Here is an 18,002-nt window from a genome sequence, read left to right as displayed (position 1 = left end):
GATGGCGAGCCGGCTCAGGAGACGGAGATCGTCCCGTTGCCGGCGCGTACGCAGGCCACCGACCGGGCGCTGGTGGTGGCGGCGCCGCTCAGGCACTGACCGAGCACCTGGTGCCCGGTGGCGTTCGGGTGCCACGACTCCTGGCAGGTCTGGAAGTAGCTCACGCAGGTGTTGGCGATCCGCTGGATGGCGATCTTGTCCTTGCCGGCGAGGCTGGTGACGAAGGTGCCGGTCGCGCCGTCCTGGAGCCGGATCGGAGTCGCCAGCGCGCCCGACGGGCTGCTGGTCTGCTCACACAGCCGGGCGCCGTTGAAGGCCTGCTGCACGTTCAGGTACACCAGGTCGTCGGCCGGGAACTCGGCGGCCAGAGTGTCCCGGGTGGACTTCACGATGGTGCCCAGGCCCTGCGAGAAGCGGTGGCCGGGGGCGAGGCTGGCCCGGTGGATCGGGCAGCCGGCCGCGTACCGCTCGGCGCCCAGGTCACGGAACTTGTCCCGGGTGTCGTCGCGGCTGTCCTCCTCGTGGAACTGCGGGTTCAGGTCCAGCGGCAGCGGGTTCGTGTAGTCCTGGAACACCACCCGGTGCTGCCCGTCCGCGTCGATCTGGTCCAACGTGGTCAGCACCTGGCGGACGGCGGCGGTGGTCTCCGCGGTCGCGGCGCTGAGCTGCGCGGCGGTGGCCAGGTCGGCGTCGCTGCACGGCTTCTGCTCCACCGGGCCGTTCAGGTACGCCCAGAACTCCCACCAGCCGGTCCACGCGTCGGCGATGAAGCGGTTGGCGCACTTCTCCGCGACGCTGCCGAACGTGAACGAGCTGTTGTTGGAGCCCAGGCCGATCAGCACCAGGTCGATGTCCTGGGTCTGCGCGACGGCGCGGAGCTGGTCCAGCTGCGCGGCCACGGTACGACCGTTGGTGCGTGCCTGCGACGCGGTGGCGATGTCGTGTGGCTGGCCACCGGAGCAGGCCAGGTTGAACCGGTTCTGGATGCCCGGCAGGTTGGCCTGGTTGAGCGAGGCGTTCGCCGAGCGGTGGCAGAAGAACGCGTTGTTGTTCGCCGCCGTCCAGCCGGGGAAGCCTTGCGTGACCCCGTTGGCGTCGACAACCGGGGTGTACGCCCCGGCGCCCTCGCCGCTGATGAAGCTGTCCCCGAGTGCCACCGCGGCGGTGGGCAGCGCGGCGGACGCGGGTGCGGGCAGCGCGACAGCTGTCGACAGCGCTGCCATGGCGATCGTCAGTCCCGCGGCGAGCGCGGTACGTCGGAACCTGGGCATGGGGCCCCCATCCATCGAAAGATGAAAGATTCTCTGAGAGCGAGATCACATCACCCCCGTGCAACGGGCGTCAATGGCCCGTAACAGATTCGTTCGATGAAAGACACGCACGCGAACGCGGGCCCGCCTCGCCGAGGCGGACCCGCGTTCGTCGGGTGAGGGATGGCGGGCTAGCTGCCGGCCGGGCCGCCGCGGCGCTTCAGCGCCATCGCTCCGGCGAGGTTCAGACCGACACCCCACAGCAGCAGTACGCACAACCACTGCGCCCACCGCAGCAGGCTCATGTCCCCGGAGAGCAGGTTGCGCACGCTGCCGAGCGGGGTGAGCCACGGCTGCGCGGCCGGCACGCCGCTCAGCAGCGCGAACAGGCCCAGCGGCAGGACGATCGTGCCGGTGAATGCGGCCACCGTCGAGCGCAGCAGCAGACCCAGCCCGGTGCCGACCAGACCGGCGACGATCTGCACCAGCACGCTGCCCACCGCAACCGTTGGCGCGTGCCGCCACGGCTCGTCGGCGACGTCGGTCGGGGTGAGGGCCAGCGTCGCGGCGCAGATCAGCACTCCGGCGACGGCGATGACGACGGCCGGCAACCCCACCGCGAGCACACTGGGCAGGACCCGGACCGGGCCAGGCTGGGCTGGCGACCCCGGTCGGATGCCGCGGTCGGCCCGCGCCCCGCGCAGGTCCCGGACGAGCAGGATGCCGAAGAGCGGCGTCACGACCGACATCAGGCTCTGCACGGTCTCGGAGAGCGCGGCGAACGTCCGGTCGGCGGGAGCAGCCGCCGCGACCAGCGCCACGGCGGCGAGCAGCCCCGCCAGTAGGGTGCCGGCGAGCAGCCAGCGTCGGGCCCGGGTGCCGAGGGAGCGCCGCAGAGCCGCCCGTGTCGTCTCATCCACCCCGACCGCCTCCTGACTCGTCCGCTCGATCGGCCGCGATCGTCGTGAGCGTACCGGCGACTTTCTCTCTGCGTGATCCCATGATCACCCGGAGGCTGTTTCCTGGCTCACGTCCGGGCACCCACACGCGGCGGGTCGCGCGGGGCCTCCGACAGTTGTCCTAGCCTCGGGCTAGGCTCGCTGCGGCGCGCCACGCCGGCTGATGTCGCCGGTGACCGGCTGCACACCGCCGAGACCGGGGAGTACGACCAGTTGACCGCAGAGCCTGACACCCTGTACGGGGCCGATGACCTCACCCACCTTGAGGGGCTGGACGCCGTCCGCAAGCGGCCCGGCATGTACATCGGCTCCACCGACAGCCGTGGCGTGGGTCACCTCGTCAACGAGATCCTCGACAACTCCACCGACGAGGGTGTCGCCGGTCACGCCAGCACCGTCGAGGTGATTCTGCACGCTGACGGCTCGGTGCAGGTCGACGACGACGGCCGGGGCATCCCCACCGACGTGCACGCCAAGTCCGGCATCTCCGGCGTCGAGCTGGTGCTCACCCGGTTGCACGCCGGCGGCAAGTTCGGCGGCTCCGGCTACAAGACCTCCGGTGGTCTGCATGGTGTGGGCGCCTCGGCGGTCAACGCGCTGTCGCGCCGGTTCGACGTGACCGTCCGCCGCGCCGGCAAGATCCACGCGATGTCGTTCCGGCACGGCGTGCCAGGGATCTTCGACGGCGACGGGCCCGACGCGCCCTTCACCGCCGGTCCCGGCCTCCAGGTCGTCGGCGCGGTGAAGCGTGGCGAGCGCACCGGCACCTCGATCCGCTGGTGGCACGATGCCCGCTACTTTGAGACCGGCGCCGCGCTCGACGTCGACGCGGTCCGCATGAAGCTGCGCAACACCGCGTTCCTGGTGCCCGGCGTGACGTACCTGCTGCGCGACCTGACCGGCGAGACGCCTGCCGAGGAGCGGTTCCACTATCCCAACGGGCTCAGTGACATGGTGGAGTTCCTCGCCCCGGCCGGCGATCGGCCGGTCTCCGGCACCCTGCTGGTCAACGGCGAGGGCACCTACCGGGAGAACGCCGCCGACGCCAACGGCGTCATGCAGTCCAACGTGCAGCGCCGCGCCGAGGTCGAGGTGGCGTTCCGCTGGGGCACCGGCTACGAGCGCACCGTCGAGTGCTTCACCAACACCATCCGCAACGCCCACGGCGGCACCCACCGCAAGGGCTTCGAGCGGGCCCTCGTCCGCTCCCTCGCCGACGCGGTCCGCAACACCCGCGGCCTGCTCAAGGCCAAGGAGGAGCCGCCCACCCTGGACGACGTCCTGGAGGGGATGACCGCCGTGGTGCACGTGCGCATCCCGGAGCCGCAGTTCACCTCCCAGACCAAGGACGAGCTGTCTACCACCGGCATCACCAAGGTCATCCAGAGCCTGGTCGACGCCCACGTCAAGGCCTGGCTGGAGGATCGGCGCACCAAGGCCGAGGCGCGCACGGTCCTGCAGAAGATCGTCGACGCGGCCCGGGTCCGGCTCACGCAGAAGCAGCAGAAGGACGCCGCCCGGCGCAAGACCGCCCTGGAGGGCGCGTCCATGCCGCCGAAGTTGGTCGACTGCCGCGCGACGGGCATCGACCGCAGCGAGCTGTTCATCGTGGAGGGTGACAGCGCCCTCGGGACGAGCCGCATGGCGCGCTCGTCGGAATACCAGGCGCTGCTGCCGATCCGGGGCAAGATCCTCAACGTGCAGAAGGCCAACCTCCAGCAGGTGCTGGACAATGCCGAGTGCGCCGCCATCGTCCAGGTCCTCGGGGCCGGCTCGGGGCGCACGTTCGACCTCTCCGCGCTCCGCTACGGCCGCGTGCTGATCATGGCTGACGCCGATGTGGACGGTGCCCACATCCGTACGCTGCTGATCACGCTCTTCGCCCGCTACATGCGCCCGCTGATCGAGGCCGGTCGGCTCTACGCCGCGATGCCGCCCCTGCACAAGATCACCACCAGGGGGCGCAACCCGCAGACCGTCTACACCTACACCCAGGCCGAGATGGAGACGACGGTCCGCAAGCTGGAGAAGGCCGGCAAGCAGATTGTCACCCCCATCCCGCGCTTCAAGGGTCTCGGTGAGATGGACGCCGACGAGTTGTGGGACACCACGATGAACCCGGCCACCCGTGCCGTCCGCCGGATCACCCTCGACGACGTCGACGCCGCCGAGCGGATCCTCGAGCTGCTGATGGGCGAGAAGGTCGAGCCGCGCCGCAACTGGCTGATCGACTCCGCCGACCGGGTCGACCGGGAAGCGATCGACGCATGAGCCCACGCTTCGTTCGAGTGGAGAGCTGAGTCATGGCACGCCGTAAGGAAAACAAGGTCGACCTCTCCTCGTTCGACCAGGCCGGCGCGCGGGTCTTCGACAATCCGCTGGTCACCGAGGTCTCCGACTCCTACCTGGAGTACGCCTTCTCGGTCATCCACTCCCGCGCCCTGCCCGACGCCCGCGACGGCCTCAAGCCCGTGCACCGGCGCATCCTCTGGTCGATGTACGAGCAGGGCTACCGCCCCGACCGAGGGCACGTGAAGTCTGCCCGAATTGTCGGGGATACAATGGGAAAGTATCATCCGCACGGCGACACGGCGATCTACGACGCGATGGTCCGCCTCGCGCAGGACTTCTCGCTCAACGTGCCCCTCATCGACGGTCACGGCAACTTCGGTTCCCCCGACGACGGCCCGGCGGCCTCTCGATACACCGAGGCCCGGATGTCCCGCGAGGCCATGCTGCTCGTCGGTGAGCTGGGCGAGGACACCGTCGACGTCGAGCCCAACTACGACGGCTCGCTGACCCAGCCGACAGTGCTGCCGGCGGCCTTCCCCAACCTCCTGGTCAACGGCGCGTCCGGGATCGCTGTCGGCATGGCCACCAACATGATCCCGCACAACCTCGCCGAGGTCGTCCAGGCCGCCCGCTGGCTGATCAACCACCCGGACGCCACCCTGGACAAACTCATGGAGTTCGTCCCCGGCCCCGACCTGCCCACCGGTGGCGTGCTGCTCGGCCTCGACGAGGTGCGCCGGGCGTACGAGACCGGGCGCGGCGTGGTGCGGATGCGCGGCAAGGTGGAGATCGGCCCGATCGAGGGCAGCCGGGGTCGCCAGGCGATCACAGTGGTCGAGCTGCCCTACGGAGTCGGCGCGGAGAAGGTCATCGCGGCGATCACCAACGAGGTCACGAAGACCAAGCGGCTGACCGGCATCGCCGACGTCAAGGACCTCACCGACCGGGAGAGCGGCACCCGCCTCGTGGTGGAGTGCAAGGTGGGCGTCAACCCGCAGGCGCTGCTCGCCGACCTCTACCGGCTTACCCCGTTGGAGCAGTCGTTCGGCGTCAACAACCTGGTCCTGGTCGACGGGCAGCCGCGCACGCTGGGGTTGAAGGCGCTGCTGGAGGTCTTCCTGGCCCACCGGTACGAGGTGGTCACCCGGCGCACGTCGTACCGTCGGCGGAAGCGCCAGGAGCGGCTGCACCTGGTCGACGGTCTCCTGATCGCGCTGCTCGACATCGACGAGGTGGTCCGGTTGATCCGGGGCAGCGACGACGCGCAGGCCGCGAAGGACGGGCTGATGAGCCGGTTCGGTCTCTCCGACATCCAGGCCACCTACATCCTGGACACTCCGCTGCGCCGGTTGACCAAGTTCGACCGGATCGAGCTGGAGACCGAGCAGGAGCGGCTGCGCGCCGAGATCGCCGAGCTGAGCACTATCCTCGACGACGAGCGGGTGCTCCGGAAGGTGGTCTCCGACGAGCTGGCGGCAGTGGTCAAGCAGTTCGGCACCGAACGGCGTACGACACTTGTCGACGGTGACCTGAAGGAGGTGCTGGCCGCGTCCGCGCCGGCCGGCCCGCTGGAGGTCGCCGACGACCCCTGCCAGGTCATCCTGTCCGCGACCGGGCTGGTCGCCCGGACGGCGGCCGAGTCGGAGGAGAGCGCCGAGGGGCGCCGACGCAACGGCCGGGTCAAACACGACACGGTACGCGCGATCGTGCACTCCACCGCCCGTGGACGGGTGTTGCTGCTGACCAGCGCAGGTCGGGCCTTCAAGGTCGACGTCCTGCCGTTGCCGGTGTTGCCCGAGCAGGCCGGCACCGTGTCGCTGCGCGGCGGCATGTCCGCGGCGGAGCTGGTGCCGCTGGAGGCGGGGGAGACCGTCGTCGGCCTGGCCCCGCTGGGCGGGCAGGCGGAGGGCTCTCCGGGGCTGGCCCTGGGCACCCGGCTGGGCGTGGTGAAGATCTGTGCTCCGGAGTGGCCGGTGCGTTCCGACGAGTTCGAGGTCATCGGTCTTCGCGACGGCGACGAGGTGGTCGGGGCGACCTGGCTGACCGACGGCAACGAGACGCTGACCTTCGTCACCTCGGACGCGGCACTGCTGCGCTTCTCCGCCGGGCTGGTCCGTCCGCAGGGCCTCAAGGGCGGCGGGATGGCCGGCATCAACCTGCCGACCGGGGCGCGGGTGGCGTTCTTCGGGGCGGTGCGGACCGACGACCCGGGGCATGGCGAGCCGATGGTCGTCACCTCCACCGGGGCGACGGTCAAGGTGACGCCGTTCAAGGCGTACCCGGCGAAGGGCCGGGCGACCGGCGGCGTCCGCGCGCACCGCTTCCTCAAGGGTGAGACGGAGGTGGCGGTTGCCTGGGTGGGCCCGCGCCCGGTCGGCGCGACCGGCACGGGTGAGCCGGTCGAACTGCCGGCGGCCGACCCCCGCCGCGACGGCTCCGGCTTCGCGGTGATGCTCGGCCCAACGGTGGTGGGCCACCTGATCGAACGCGACTGACCGCGAACACGGCGTGTCCGACGCGCCTGGTCTCAAGATCCGCGCAACGTCGGGGACGTTGCTGCCTCCGGCGTGCGGCAGGCAGCAGTTTCCCTGAAGCTGCGCGGATCTTGGCGTTCACAGCGCCGATGATCGTGCTCGATCCTGGTTGTAGTGGCATCACCGACGTGGCGATGCCACTCGATCCTTGATCGAGCACGATCATGCGGAGGGGGTATGCGCGTTAGGATGAGGGTTCTGTTGTCGACGATGGCCCGGGCGCGCCGCCAAGCGCCTCTCACATGACCTCTCTTGTGTCCGGCGGAGTCGCCGACGCGGCGTGAGCGCCGCCATCCGGGTTCGTCCGCCGCGCGAGCTGCGTGCCGCCCGCCGACCCCGTCAACATCGCTGCTGGGGGCACCTGATCGCCGCCCCGCTGTGGCCGCTGCACGGTGCGAACCTGGGCACCCTCCTGCGTACCTGCGACGCGGTCGGCGCCTGCCTGGCCGTGCCGCCGTTCCGGTGGGTGGACGAGGCCCTGGCCCGCGGTAACACCCTGCGCCGGCCGGGCTGCGTCCACCGGGTCGGCAGCCCGCTGCGGTGGTTGGCCGCCGAACGGGCCGGTGGCGCCCGGATCCTCGGGGTGGAGTTGGCCGACGAGGCCGTCCGACTCGGTGACCTGCCCGCCGCTCGGGGGCGCACCGTGGTGCTGCTCGGGCACGAGTCGAGCGGCATCCCGCCCGAGGCCCTCGACCAGTTGGACGCGGCAGTGGAGATCCCCATGATCGGGCATGGCCAGAGCCTGAACGTGGCCGTCGCCGGTTCGCTGGTCCTCTACAAACTCGCCGGCATGCTCTGAGGGTGCCTGTCGAACGAGAAGGCGATCAGGCGACGTTGTGAGGGCGGAACTGAACGCTCACCCGGGGGCCGACCGGGCGGGTGGTCTTCGGGATGGCGTGTTCCCAGGTGCGTTGGCAGGAGCCGCCCATCACGATCAGGTCGCCGTGGCCCACCGGGAAGCGCAGGCTGTCGCCACCGCCGCGCGGGCGGAGCAGCAGGGGTCGGGGCGCGCCGAAGGAGACGATCGCGACGACGGTGTCGGTGTGCGCGGAGCGGCCGATGGTGTCGCCGTGCCAGGCCACGCTGTCCCGACCGGAGCGGTAGAGGCACATGCCGGCGGTGACGAAGGGCTCGCCCAACTCGGACGCGTAGTGCCTGGTCAGCGCCGTTCGCGCGGCGGTGAGCACCGGGTGGGGAAGTTGCCGGTCGGCGTCGTACCAGCAGAGCAGGCGGGGCACGTCGACCTCGTTGTCGAACATGGTGCGGCGTTCGGCCCGCCAGGGCACCTCGGTGAGCAGGGTGTCGAGGACAGTGTCGGAGCCGTGCACCCAGCCGGGGAGGTGGTCGACCCAGGCGCCCCGGCTGAGCTGGTGTCGGCGGATCTGGCCGGGCAACGGCCCCAGTGTCGGCCCCGTGTCGGTCAGGTCGAGCATCGACGGCTGATAGGCGGCCTGCGTCATACGGCCACCCTAGCAGCACTTTCGTACACCAGTGCTAGTCGGACGTCGCGCCGGTCCGCTTCCCCGCGGGATGATCGACGCCACCTCGGCGAGGTGGTGCCATCCCGCTGGCCAGACACCCCCACATCGCCGGCCTGGAGTCGATCACAGCGTCGCGGCGGTAGGCGGGCGGACGGCATCGAACACCGCGTCCACGACCCGGGCCCGGCCCTGCCCGTCGACTGTCGACCACGCCTGGCCGGCGAGGGTCGCGCGCCGCTGCGGTGACCTGAGCAGCCCGTGCAGGGTCCGCGCCGCCGCCGCACGGGCGGCCCGTCCGGCGACTCCGGCGGCGGTCAACTCCGGCAGCTCGCCGAGACCGGCGGCCAGGCCGTGCCGCACCACCCGGTGGTACGACTCGCGTTGGTTGTCGACCACGCAGACCAGGGCGGCGGGTGCGCCGAGGCAGCAGAGTTCCCAGGTGGACGTGCCGGCGGCGCTGACCACCAGGTCGGCTTCGGTGATCAGGGTCGGCAGCGAGGTGGTGGGCGGAACCGGTCGGACGACCTGCCCACGACCGGGGGTGACGTCCTCCACCTCGGCCTCGATCTCCGGTCGGCCGACGATGACCGTGAGGTCCATCGGATGGCCGGTGGCCACCAGCACCCGGGTCAGCACCGGGGCCGCGCCGACGGCGTCCGTTCCGCCGAAGAAGGCCAGCACCCGGGGGCGGCTGACCGCCGTGGGGGACGGGGGGACCTGTGGTCGGGCGGTGATCACGGAGTCGCGCAGCAGGGCGTATCCGCTGCCGGCGAGCAGCCGTCCGGGCAGCTCCGGTAGCTGCGCTCCGAAGTTCTGGTCCAGGTAGAGGTCGGCGACCTGGCCCCGGCTGTCCCCATCGATCACGGCGAGCGTGAACACGCCGGCGTCGCGGAGGGCTCCCGCCCCGGCGGGGTCCAGATCGTAGGAGTCGAGGACCATCACGTCCAGCTCGTGTCGGCGGGCTGCCTCGACCAGCCCGTCCGGTGTGTCCGGGCCCGGGTACAGGGGGATGCCCCGCGCGGCGAGATCGGCGGTGGCCCAGTCGAGCCGTTCGACGGTGCCGAACACGGCCACGTGGGCGCCTCGGGCCAGGAACTCCTCGGCGAGCGCCAGGCAGCGGACGAGGTGGCCGACGCCTCGTCGTGGCCCGGCGTCGCAGCGCAACCCGACCCGTAGCGTGCTCAGGACTCCTCCAACTGCTTCTGCCGTACGTCGGCGTTGAGCGCGCGCAGGTGGGGTTGCCCGTCGAGCCAGTCGGTGAGCTTCGCCAGCGGCACGTTGACGTCACCGAAGTGGTCGACGACCGCGCTGACCAGTGCCCAGTCCTGCTCGGTGTCGAGCGTCAGCCGCAGCCCGGAGCGGTCCGGGGTGAGCGTCACGCCGAGCACCCGGAACAGCTCCGGATGGGTGTACGCGTACGACGTCACGTGCACGCGGTGGTGGTCGGTGGCGAGCCGGCCGACGGTACGCAGCGTCTCCGCCCGGATGATCTCGACGTCCAACCCTCGGGGCAGGGTACGGGCGATCGACGTGCTGGCGTAGTCGAGCCCGGGGACCGCCCGGTACACCGACGCGACCAGGGTGATGATCTCCGGGTCGAGCAGCGGGCAGTCGGCGGTGAACCGCATGACCGCGTCCCCGGGGTGCGCCGCGAGCGCACCCAGGAACCGCTCCAGCACGTCGTCGACCGGCCCTCGGTGGCACGGCACGCCCAGCCGTTCGCACTCGGCCGCCACGGCGTCGTCGATGGTGTCCGTGCTGGTCGCGACCACCAGATCGGTCAGGACCCCGCTGTCGGAGGCGGCCCGGACCACCCGGCCCAGCACGGAACGCCCGGCGAGCGGACGGAGCACCTTTCCGGGCAGTCGGGACGACCCCATTCGTGCCTGCACGATGCCGGTGATCCTGGGTGCCGCGTCGGCGTGGTCCGTCGCCGCCGTCCCGGTCACTGCTGCTCCTCCTGCTTCGGCGCGAGCACGGCGGTGGCCCGCCGTTTCGCGGCGCGGGCGCCCCGCTTGGCCAGCCGTGCCGGGGTGATGGCGAGCCGGCCGACCCGGTAGCTGATCGAGCCGCTGAGCAGACCGATTGTGGTTTCGGCTCGGCGCAGCGCCCGTTCCCGCGAGGTGAGCAGTTCCTCGGTCCACGCGGTCAGCGCGGCCAGCCGGGTGATCTCCTCGCGCTGGCGCAGCCACGCCTCACGGAGCTGCTGGTAGCTGCGCGAGCCGATCGGCGGATCGGTCGGTGCGACGGTCTGCAGGTCGGTGGCGAGGTTGATCCTGCCGTCGAGGTCCAACCCGTGCAGGGCGGCGGCGATGGCGGCCTCGGTCTCCACCGCCTGGGTGACGGTCGCGCGGTCGAGCTCGCGCCCGGCGAGGCCGCCGAGCACCACCGTCAGACCCGGGACGTCGAGGGTGGACGACCACGGGTGGGCGTACCCGCCGGTGAGCAGACCCGCCGCGAAACGCCACAGGCCGCGCGCCAGCACCACGTCGGCCGGCAACGCGCCGGTGGCCCGCCAGCTCGGGTCGAGCACCGCGTACCGCTCGCCGTCGACCACCACGTTGTCGGTCCCGGCCAGCGCCGCCGCCCCGGCGATCCGGCCGTCGCCGTCGGCCTGGCCGGCGAGCCAGCCCGCGTACCCGTGCAGCAGCGTGCGCAGGCTCGCCAGGTCGCGGCGCAGGGCCGCGTCGAGCAGCAGGGTACGCAGCAGCCGGCCGGACGGCACCGGCCCGGACAACGCGTCCGCGTCCCGGTACGCGGCCTCGCGGCTGGCGAACGGCGCGGCGGCTGCCACCCGAGTGCCGGTGGTCGGAGCGAGCCCCCAACGCCAGCCCGACGGGCCGTGCAGCACCTCCGACACGCCGATCCCGGGACGGCCGGTCTGCATCAACGCCACCGGCAGGTCGACGTCGGCCGCCAGCGGATGGTCCCCGGTGTGGGCGGGTCGGTGGGCGAGCACCAGCCAACCCGGCGCGAGGTCGGCGGCGCGGCCGGCGTGCAGCGCGTCCACCGCCAGTCGCGCCGGGTCCTGGAGCACGGTGTCCCTCGTGGAGCCGCCCGCACAGGCGCCGTGCAGCACGGCGTCGAAGAGGCCGGATCCGGCGTCCCGGTCGAGGTGGTCGGCGTCGAGCAGGGCGGTCGGGCTGCCGGCATCGGGGTACGCGGCCCAGCACGCCGTCGGTCGCAGCCCCGCCTCGGTGAGCCGTTCGCGGAGCTGGTCGCGGTTGGCCGGGTGGCCGCGATCCAGCACTCCACCGATCACCCAGGCGGAGTCGTCCCGGCCGGCGTACCAGGGGGTGGTGGAGACGAGCCGGTGCAGACCGAGCGGGTTGTCCAGGCGCAGGAGCAGCGCGCCACCGGGCCGTACGGCGGCGACCAGTCGCGCCAGCACACCGCTCCAGCCGAGCCGGGTGCCCTCCACCGACTCCACCGGGTCCAGGCCGGCGGCGGCGATCACCACGTCGTACGTCTCGTCGTCGGGCAGCCCGGCCGGGCCACCCACCACCACGTGGGTCGCCCGGGGGGCCAGCGCGACCGCGTCCGGGTGGCTGCGCAGCAGGCAGGTCACCTCGGCGTGGCCCAACTGGTCGAGCAGGGCCGGGTCGTGCGGCCCGGCCAGCAGGACCCGGGCACCGGAAGGCACGAGCCGGGCGGCGAGGGCGGCGAGGGGCCCACCCTCGGCCAACCGCTGCTGCGGCAGGTCGGACCAGGCCAGCATCTCGCCGCCCGGCAGGGTGATGCGGCCGGCGGGTGCCGTCTCAGTCGTCACGGTCGTCCTCTTCCTCCTGGAGGTTCGCCCAGCCGAGCAGCTCGCGCAGCTCGGCCGGCGCGCAGCGGTGGTCGATGCCGAGCTCGGCGCGGGCGATGTGGACGGCGGTGGGCACGTCTACAGCGGTGCCGTGCAGCTCCGGCCACTGGCGGCGGATGCGGGCGGTGCCGCCGAAGGTCGGGTCCTCGTTGGACAGGATCATCGGGTCGCCGTAGACCGCCGGCTCGCAACCCGCGGCAATGCCGTAGAAGATCGCGCTCGTCAGCCGGTTGGAAGCCACCCGCCGGTGCCGACGCAGCTCGGTCAGTTGCTTGTCGAGGAACTCCGGGTCGGTGTCCTTCCACCAGTGCCCCCGGTAGCCGTGGCAGATCACCCGGAACCCGGCCCGCTCGTAGAGGCGGCGGACGTTGCGCATCCGGTACTCGTGCCAGTAGAGGCAGACCGTGACCGGGCCCGGTTCGGTGGCCTGGATGAGGGCGATCAACTTACGGTGGTCGCCCTTCACGTGCTGACCCTCCCAACCGTGGAACGGGTACCAGATGGTGCCCTCCCGCTCCTCGGCCGGTGGGTCCTCCGGGCGCATGGCCAGCAGGTAGGTGAACGGCGCCCCGATGACGACCACGTTGCGGCGGCCCACCGACCAGGCCCGTCGGCGGGTCTGCTCCGACCAGAGCAGGCTGGGGGTGCGGTCGGCGTACGGGTGGCCGGGTGCCAAGCCGTCACCGATGTTCCAGCCGTGCTGCACGTACCCGTTGATCCGCGGTGGGTGCCGGTCGCCGAGGCCGGCGTAGCGGGCCAGCACGTGCGCGTGACCGTAGAAGTGGTTGGCGTGGTGCATCAGGTTCCCATCAGGCGGCGGTACGCACCGAGCCGGCCCGCAGGGCCGCGGTCAGCGCGTCGATGACGCGATCCTGGTCGGCGTCGCTGAGCCCCGGGTAGAGCGGCAACGACAGCTGCTGCGAGTAGAACGACTCGGCCACCGGGCAGGACCCGCGTCGGTAGCCCAGGTCGGCGAAGACCGGGTGCCAGTACACCGGGACGTAGTTGACCTGGACGCCGATGCCGGCGGCCCGCATCCGGTCGTACACCTCGCGGCGACGCCCGTCGAGCACGCGGATCGGGTAGAGGTGCCAGACCGGGTCGGCCCACGACTTCCGGTTCGGCGGCAGCACACCGTCCAGGTCGGCCAGTGCCTCGTCGTAGCGGGCGACCAGCGCGGCCCGGCGCGCCTTGAACTCGCCGAGGCGGCGCAGTTGACTGCGGCCCAGGGCGCAGAGCACGTCGGGCAGGCGGTAGTTCAGCCCGAACTCGTGCACCTCCTGGTGCCAGCCGCCCTCGTCGGGACAGCGCAACTCGGCGCGGTCGCGGACCAGGCCGATGGTGCGGAAACGGCGGGCCCGCTTCAGCACGGCCGGGTCGAGCGCCGCGACGGCGCCGCCCTCGGCGGTGGTCAGGTTCTTCGTGGGGAAGAACGAGAAGGTGGTCAGGTCGGCGAGCGAGCCGACCGGTCGCCCGTGGTACGTGCCGCCGATCGAGTGCGCCGCGTCGGCGAGCAACATCGCGTCGGAGCCCACCATCGCCTTCCGCAGGGCGTCGTAGTCGGCGGGGTGGCCGGCGTAGTCGACGGCGGCGACGACCCGGGTACGCGAGGTGACCGCGTCGGCTGCCGCTGCCGGGTCGAGGCAGAAGGTCTCGTCCTCCACGTCGGCGAACACGATCGTCGCGCCGAGGGCGGCGGCGCTGCTGGCCGTCGCCACGAACGTCATCGGCGAGACGACCACCTCGTCACCCGGCCCCACCCCGGCGGCCGCGTACGCCACGTGCAGCGCCGCCGTGCCGTTGGAGACGGTGGTGACGCCCACCCCACCGGTCCATTGGGCGAGATCGGCCTCGAAGGCGTCCACCTGTGGTCCGGTGGTGAGCCAGTCGCCGCGCAGCACGTCGGCGACGGCGGCGATGTCCTCCTCGGTGACCGACTGCCGGCCGTACGGGAGCATCCCCGTCATGCGGTGATGCCGAGCATGTCGCGCAGTTGCTCGACGGTGAGCCACTCGTCGTTGGTGTCCGACTGGTAGGCGAACCCGTCCGGAACCGGGTCGCAGTCGACCGGCGGCTGGTAACCCCAGGTGGCGATGGTCGGTTGCACGATGAACCGGCCGTCGGCGCGAAGCGTCCGCCGGCTGTCGTCGGGCGCGATCATCTCCTCGTGCAGCTTCTCGCCCGGACGGATGCCGACCTCGTGGGTGGTGGCGTCCGGGGCCACGGCCTCGACCAGGTCGAGGATGCGCATGCTCGGGATGCGCGGCACGAACAGTTCGCCGCCCTGCATCTGGTCGAACGAGTCCATGACGAACTGGACGGCCTGGTCCAGCGTGATCCAGAAGCGGGTCATCCGCTTGTCGGTGATCGGCAGGCTCTTGCCCTCGGCGGCGAGCCGACGGAACAGCGGGACGACCGAGCCGCGGCTGCCCACCACGTTGCCGTAGCGCACCACGGCGAACCGGGTGGGGTGCTGAGCGGCGTAGTGGTTCGCCGAGACGAACAGCTTGTCGCCGACCAGCTTGGTCGCGCCGTACAGGTTGATCGGGCTGGACGCCTTGTCAGTGGAGAGCGCGATGACCTTCCGGACGCCGGCCTCGATCGCCGCGTCGACGACGTGCTGCGAGCCGGTGATGTTGGTGGCGATGTACTCGGAGGGGTTGTACTCCGCGGTGTCCACCTGCTTCAGGGCGGCGGCGTGCACCACGTGGTCGACACCGTGCATGGCCCGGGTGAGGCGGTGCCGGTCCCGGATGTCGCCGATGAACCAGCGCAGCCGCGGGTCGTCGCCCAGTTGCTGACGCAGTTCGTACTGCTTGAGTTCGTCGCGGGAGAACACCACCACGCGGGCGGGGTCGGCCTCGGTGAGGATGTGCTGGAGGAAGGTCCTGCCGAAGGAACCCGTTCCCCCGGTGATCAGAATGGACGATCCATTCAACTCACTCAATTTGGTGCTCCCGTGTTCGTGGATGAACGAGCGGCCCTCGGCCGGCCGACCGGGGTGCGACGCTAACGACGGCGGGTTAACTCCTCGGCGCTCGCCGGTGAACCACGACCCCTGCTCCCGTGAATGCCGGGCACCGCGCAGGCGAACACTTCCGCCCGGCCCGCAACCGGCCTGACCAGTCCGGTTCCGGCCGTTACAGTGGCCGCGCGGGAGACTCGGCAGCCCCCTTCGCAGCCGCTTTCCGCGTTCACCCGACATCCGCACCGCCTGGTGCGGGCGGTTCATCCCGAGCGTCACCGACGCGGGCCCACCTGCCCGCCGAGTCCGTGCGGGCCCGATCCGGCTGGCAATTCTGGAGGCGTTGATGGCATCCGGTAGCGACGTGATCGAACGGCCGGAGGTGGTGGCGGCGACACCCGACACCGCACCCGTTCGGCGCTGGGTGGTGCCGCTGTTGCTGGTCGTCGGTTGGGTGCTCAGCGTCGCCTGGCGGATGTGGTTGTCCCGGCACGTCGTGTTGCCGATCGCGCACACCGACGAGGACAGCTACCTCAACACCGCCCGTGCTCTGGCCGGCGGCCCGGGCGGCTTCAGCAGCGAGAACGATCTGCTGCGTCGGGTCGGCTACCCGATGCTGATCTCGCCGGCGTTCCTCGGGGACCGGGACTTCTCCGACAGCTACCGGATCGTCCAGCTGATCAACGCGATGATCAACTCGCTGCTGCTGCCGCTGGCGTACCTGCTCGGTCGCCGTCTTCTCCGGCTGCCCCGGTCGTACGCGCTGCTCGGCGCTGTCGCTGCGGCGACCCTGCCGGCCACCGCCTTCTACGCCGGCGTCGCCATGATCGACACGGTGATGGCGCCGCTGGTGGTCGCCTGGCTGCTCGCCGTGCACCGTTGGATCGAACGGCCCGGCCCGCTCGCCGCCGCCACCGTCGGTCTGCTGGTCGGCGGGTTCCACCTGCTGCACTCCCGGGGCCTGGTGATCGTGGCGGTGCACGCCGGGTTGGTCCTGCTGCTGTTCGTCCGCCGTCGGATCAGCCCGCCCGCCGTGCTCGCGGCGCTGCTGCCGGTGCTCGCTATGGCGCTGGTCAACGCGGCCGCCATCCACTATCTCGGCGACAAGGTCTACCTGCTGGGCAGCACCCCCGGAGGTGGCTCGGTCGAGGCGGTCGCCTCCGCGCAGGGCGTGGTCCGGGTCAGTGCGGCCGTCGCCACCCAACTCTGGTACCTCGTGGTGATCACATTCGGGATGGCGGGAGTGGCCTGGGCGTCCGCCGTACGCGAGCTGTGGCGGCCACGGCACGGCGACGCGACCCGTTGGACGATGGGCGTGGCGCTGGTGGTGACCGTCGGGGTCGCCGGCGGAGCGTCGGTGATCCTGGCTGGCATCACCGGTAAGCCGCTGGACGCGATCTACGGCCGCTACATACAGATGCTGGCGCCGTTCTGGCTGCTGGTGGGGCTCGGGGTCCTCCTCACCGCCGGCCGCCGGGTGGTCCTGCGTCGGGCGGCGGTCGCGGTGGCCCTCCTGGTCGGCGGCGGCGCCCTGATCGCCGTCCGGCTCGCGTACGTGGCCAGCCGGGGCCACCACCTGCGCTACGGCGGTTTCAGCGCACCGGACCTGGTGGCGTTGACAGGTGGGTGGCGGGAGATGCGACCGGTGGTCGGGTCGCTGATCGGCATCGCCGGCTGTCTGCTCCTGGTCGCCACCGTCCTGGTTCCCCGGCTGCGGATGCCGATGCTCGGCGTGCTCGTCGTGGCCAACCTGGTGACCATGCAGGTGATCGACCAGCGCATCGTGCGGCCCGCCGTCGCGAGCACCGCGCCGACGCCCTCGGTGGCCGACGTCGGTGTACGCCCCGGTGAGCGGGTGTGGGCCTCGACCGGCGTGCACTACGTCCTGCGGTTCAACCTCAGCCACCAGGTCACCTGGACCGACGTTCGCTGGTTCGGCCTGGGGCAGCCGCCGGCCGCGGCGCAGGTGGTGTTCGCCCGCTGGGCGCCCGGCCAGGCCGACGACTGGGACGGCACGTCGTACGGCTTCGTCCGGCTCGGCGGCAACCCGGCGCAGCACTGGGCGGCCTGGCGGCGCGCCTGACCCACCCCGCTCCCGGTGGACATCACCGTTCGTGAACGGCGGATGTCCACCGGGAGCATGGCCGGTTAATGAATTCCGTCGGCCCTGGAAATTTGTGCGGCAATCAGCGTTGGCGGCGGTCGGCCCGGGCCAGGGAAATCGGGATCACCGTGATTTCCCGACCATCGGACAACTCCTGTCGTGGGGTGCCCTCGACGAATCGGAAACGTCGGTTCATCTGTCGTACGACGGTATTGTGACCGAGCACCTCGCCGTCGAGACGGTCCAGGTGCAGCCCGTCGAAGGCGTACTCCACGGCCTCCCGCATGACCCCCAGCCAGGCGGGCAGCGTCTCGCCCCGCCCATCCAGCCCGTCAGCGTCCAGGTAGAAGCCCCACGCTCCCGTCCGAGGGCCCTCCAGCCGCAGGTCGAAGAAGGTGACCACCCCGCAGGGACGGTCGTCTCGGACGTACACCAGAACCCGCCGGGACGGGTCGTCCCGGACCGCCGACCACCACCGGGCGTGCTCCTCGGCGGTGATCTCGTGACTGGTTTTGCTGACCTGACGGTTGGTTTCCTGATTACGCCAGGACAACATCAGGTGAACGTCGTCCGCTGTCGCTTCGCGCAGCACGTGCGTCTCGCTTTCTT

14 protein-coding genes are annotated in these 18,002 nt (G+C 71.5%); 4 read left to right on the top strand and 10 right to left on the bottom strand.

Going from position 1 to position 18,002, the window contains the following annotated elements; genetic code table 11:
- Positions 1-14 precede the first annotated feature (14 nt).
- Positions 15-1,271, bottom strand: coding sequence for an SGNH/GDSL hydrolase family protein (locus FHU34_RS24130; RefSeq protein WP_145784329.1), 1,257 nt, complete (start codon positions 1,269-1,271; stop codon positions 15-17).
- Positions 1,272-1,441: 170 nt separating this feature from the next.
- Positions 1,442-2,170, bottom strand: a complete 729-nt coding sequence (locus tag FHU34_RS24125) for a hypothetical protein (protein ID WP_145784327.1) — start codon at positions 2,168-2,170, stop codon at positions 1,442-1,444.
- A 252-nt stretch (positions 2,171-2,422) separates the two neighbouring features.
- On the opposite strand from FHU34_RS24125, the gene FHU34_RS24120 reads away from it, so the two are divergent.
- The 3 genes from FHU34_RS24120 (at position 2,423) to FHU34_RS24110 (ending at position 7,834) form a co-directional block, all read left to right on the top strand.
- Positions 2,423-4,480 carry a DNA gyrase/topoisomerase IV subunit B gene (locus FHU34_RS24120; RefSeq protein ID WP_145784325.1) on the top strand — a complete coding sequence of 686 codons (2,058 nt, stop codon included), beginning with the start codon at positions 2,423-2,425 and terminating at the stop codon, positions 4,478-4,480.
- Positions 4,481-4,512: 32 nt separating this feature from the next.
- On the top strand, positions 4,513-6,996 hold the full coding sequence (locus tag FHU34_RS24115) for a DNA gyrase/topoisomerase IV subunit A (protein ID WP_145784323.1): 2,484 nt from the start codon (positions 4,513-4,515) through the stop codon (positions 6,994-6,996).
- A gap of 319 nt (positions 6,997-7,315) precedes the next feature.
- On the top strand, positions 7,316-7,834 hold the full coding sequence (locus FHU34_RS24110; protein ID WP_145784321.1) for an RNA methyltransferase: 519 nt from the start codon (positions 7,316-7,318) through the stop codon (positions 7,832-7,834).
- A 25-nt stretch (positions 7,835-7,859) separates the two neighbouring features.
- Here FHU34_RS24110 and FHU34_RS24105 read toward each other — a convergent pair whose 3' ends face one another.
- The 7 genes from FHU34_RS24105 to pseB form a co-directional block, all read right to left on the bottom strand.
- A complete protein-coding gene (locus tag FHU34_RS24105; RefSeq protein WP_145784319.1) occupies positions 7,860-8,495 on the bottom strand; it encodes an alpha-ketoglutarate-dependent dioxygenase AlkB in 636 nt (211 codons plus the stop codon).
- A gap of 144 nt (positions 8,496-8,639) precedes the next feature.
- The gene (locus tag FHU34_RS24100) at positions 8,640-9,701 is read right to left on the bottom strand and encodes a PseG/SpsG family protein (protein WP_145784317.1); all 1,062 of its coding nucleotides are present in this window, start codon (positions 9,699-9,701) and stop codon (positions 8,640-8,642) included.
- Positions 9,698-10,465: a glycosyltransferase family protein gene (locus tag FHU34_RS24095; protein WP_280116496.1), complete on the bottom strand. Its 768-nt coding sequence runs from the start codon at positions 10,463-10,465 to the stop codon at positions 9,698-9,700. The genes FHU34_RS24100 and FHU34_RS24095 overlap by 4 nt, the downstream gene beginning before the upstream one ends.
- Entirely contained in the window at positions 10,462-12,285 is a 1,824-nt protein-coding gene (locus FHU34_RS24090) for a class I SAM-dependent methyltransferase (RefSeq protein ID WP_145784315.1), read from the bottom strand. The genes FHU34_RS24095 and FHU34_RS24090 overlap by 4 nt, the downstream gene beginning before the upstream one ends.
- Positions 12,275-13,123, bottom strand: a complete 849-nt coding sequence (locus FHU34_RS24085; RefSeq protein WP_145784314.1) for a hypothetical protein — start codon at positions 13,121-13,123, stop codon at positions 12,275-12,277. Before FHU34_RS24085 ends, FHU34_RS24090 begins: the two co-directional genes overlap by 11 nt.
- A 10-nt stretch (positions 13,124-13,133) precedes the next feature.
- Positions 13,134-14,291 (bottom strand): DegT/DnrJ/EryC1/StrS family aminotransferase, encoded by a 1,158-nt coding sequence (locus tag FHU34_RS24080; RefSeq protein ID WP_145784312.1) that lies wholly within the window; start codon positions 14,289-14,291, stop codon positions 13,134-13,136.
- Positions 14,288-15,271, bottom strand: coding sequence for a UDP-N-acetylglucosamine 4,6-dehydratase (inverting) (pseB, locus tag FHU34_RS24075; protein WP_145784310.1), 984 nt, complete (start codon positions 15,269-15,271; stop codon positions 14,288-14,290). Before pseB ends, FHU34_RS24080 begins: the two co-directional genes overlap by 4 nt.
- Positions 15,272-15,635: 364 nt before the next feature.
- Between pseB and FHU34_RS24070 the strand changes: the two genes are divergently transcribed.
- A complete protein-coding gene (locus FHU34_RS24070) occupies positions 15,636-17,372 on the top strand; it encodes a hypothetical protein (RefSeq protein WP_145784308.1) in 1,737 nt (578 codons plus the stop codon).
- A gap of 103 nt (positions 17,373-17,475) precedes the next feature.
- Here the strand turns inward: FHU34_RS24070 and FHU34_RS24065 are convergent, their stop codons facing one another.
- Entirely contained in the window at positions 17,476-17,985 is a 510-nt protein-coding gene (locus FHU34_RS24065; RefSeq protein WP_145784305.1) for a GNAT family N-acetyltransferase, read from the bottom strand.
- Between the last annotated feature and the right edge of the window lie 17 nt (positions 17,986-18,002).

Source organism: Micromonospora taraxaci (genome assembly GCF_007830095.1).
Taxonomy (GTDB): domain Bacteria; phylum Actinomycetota; class Actinomycetes; order Mycobacteriales; family Micromonosporaceae; genus Micromonospora; species Micromonospora taraxaci.
Note: the sequence above shows the minus strand (reverse complement) of the source record. Positions and strands in the feature narration are given on the sequence as shown.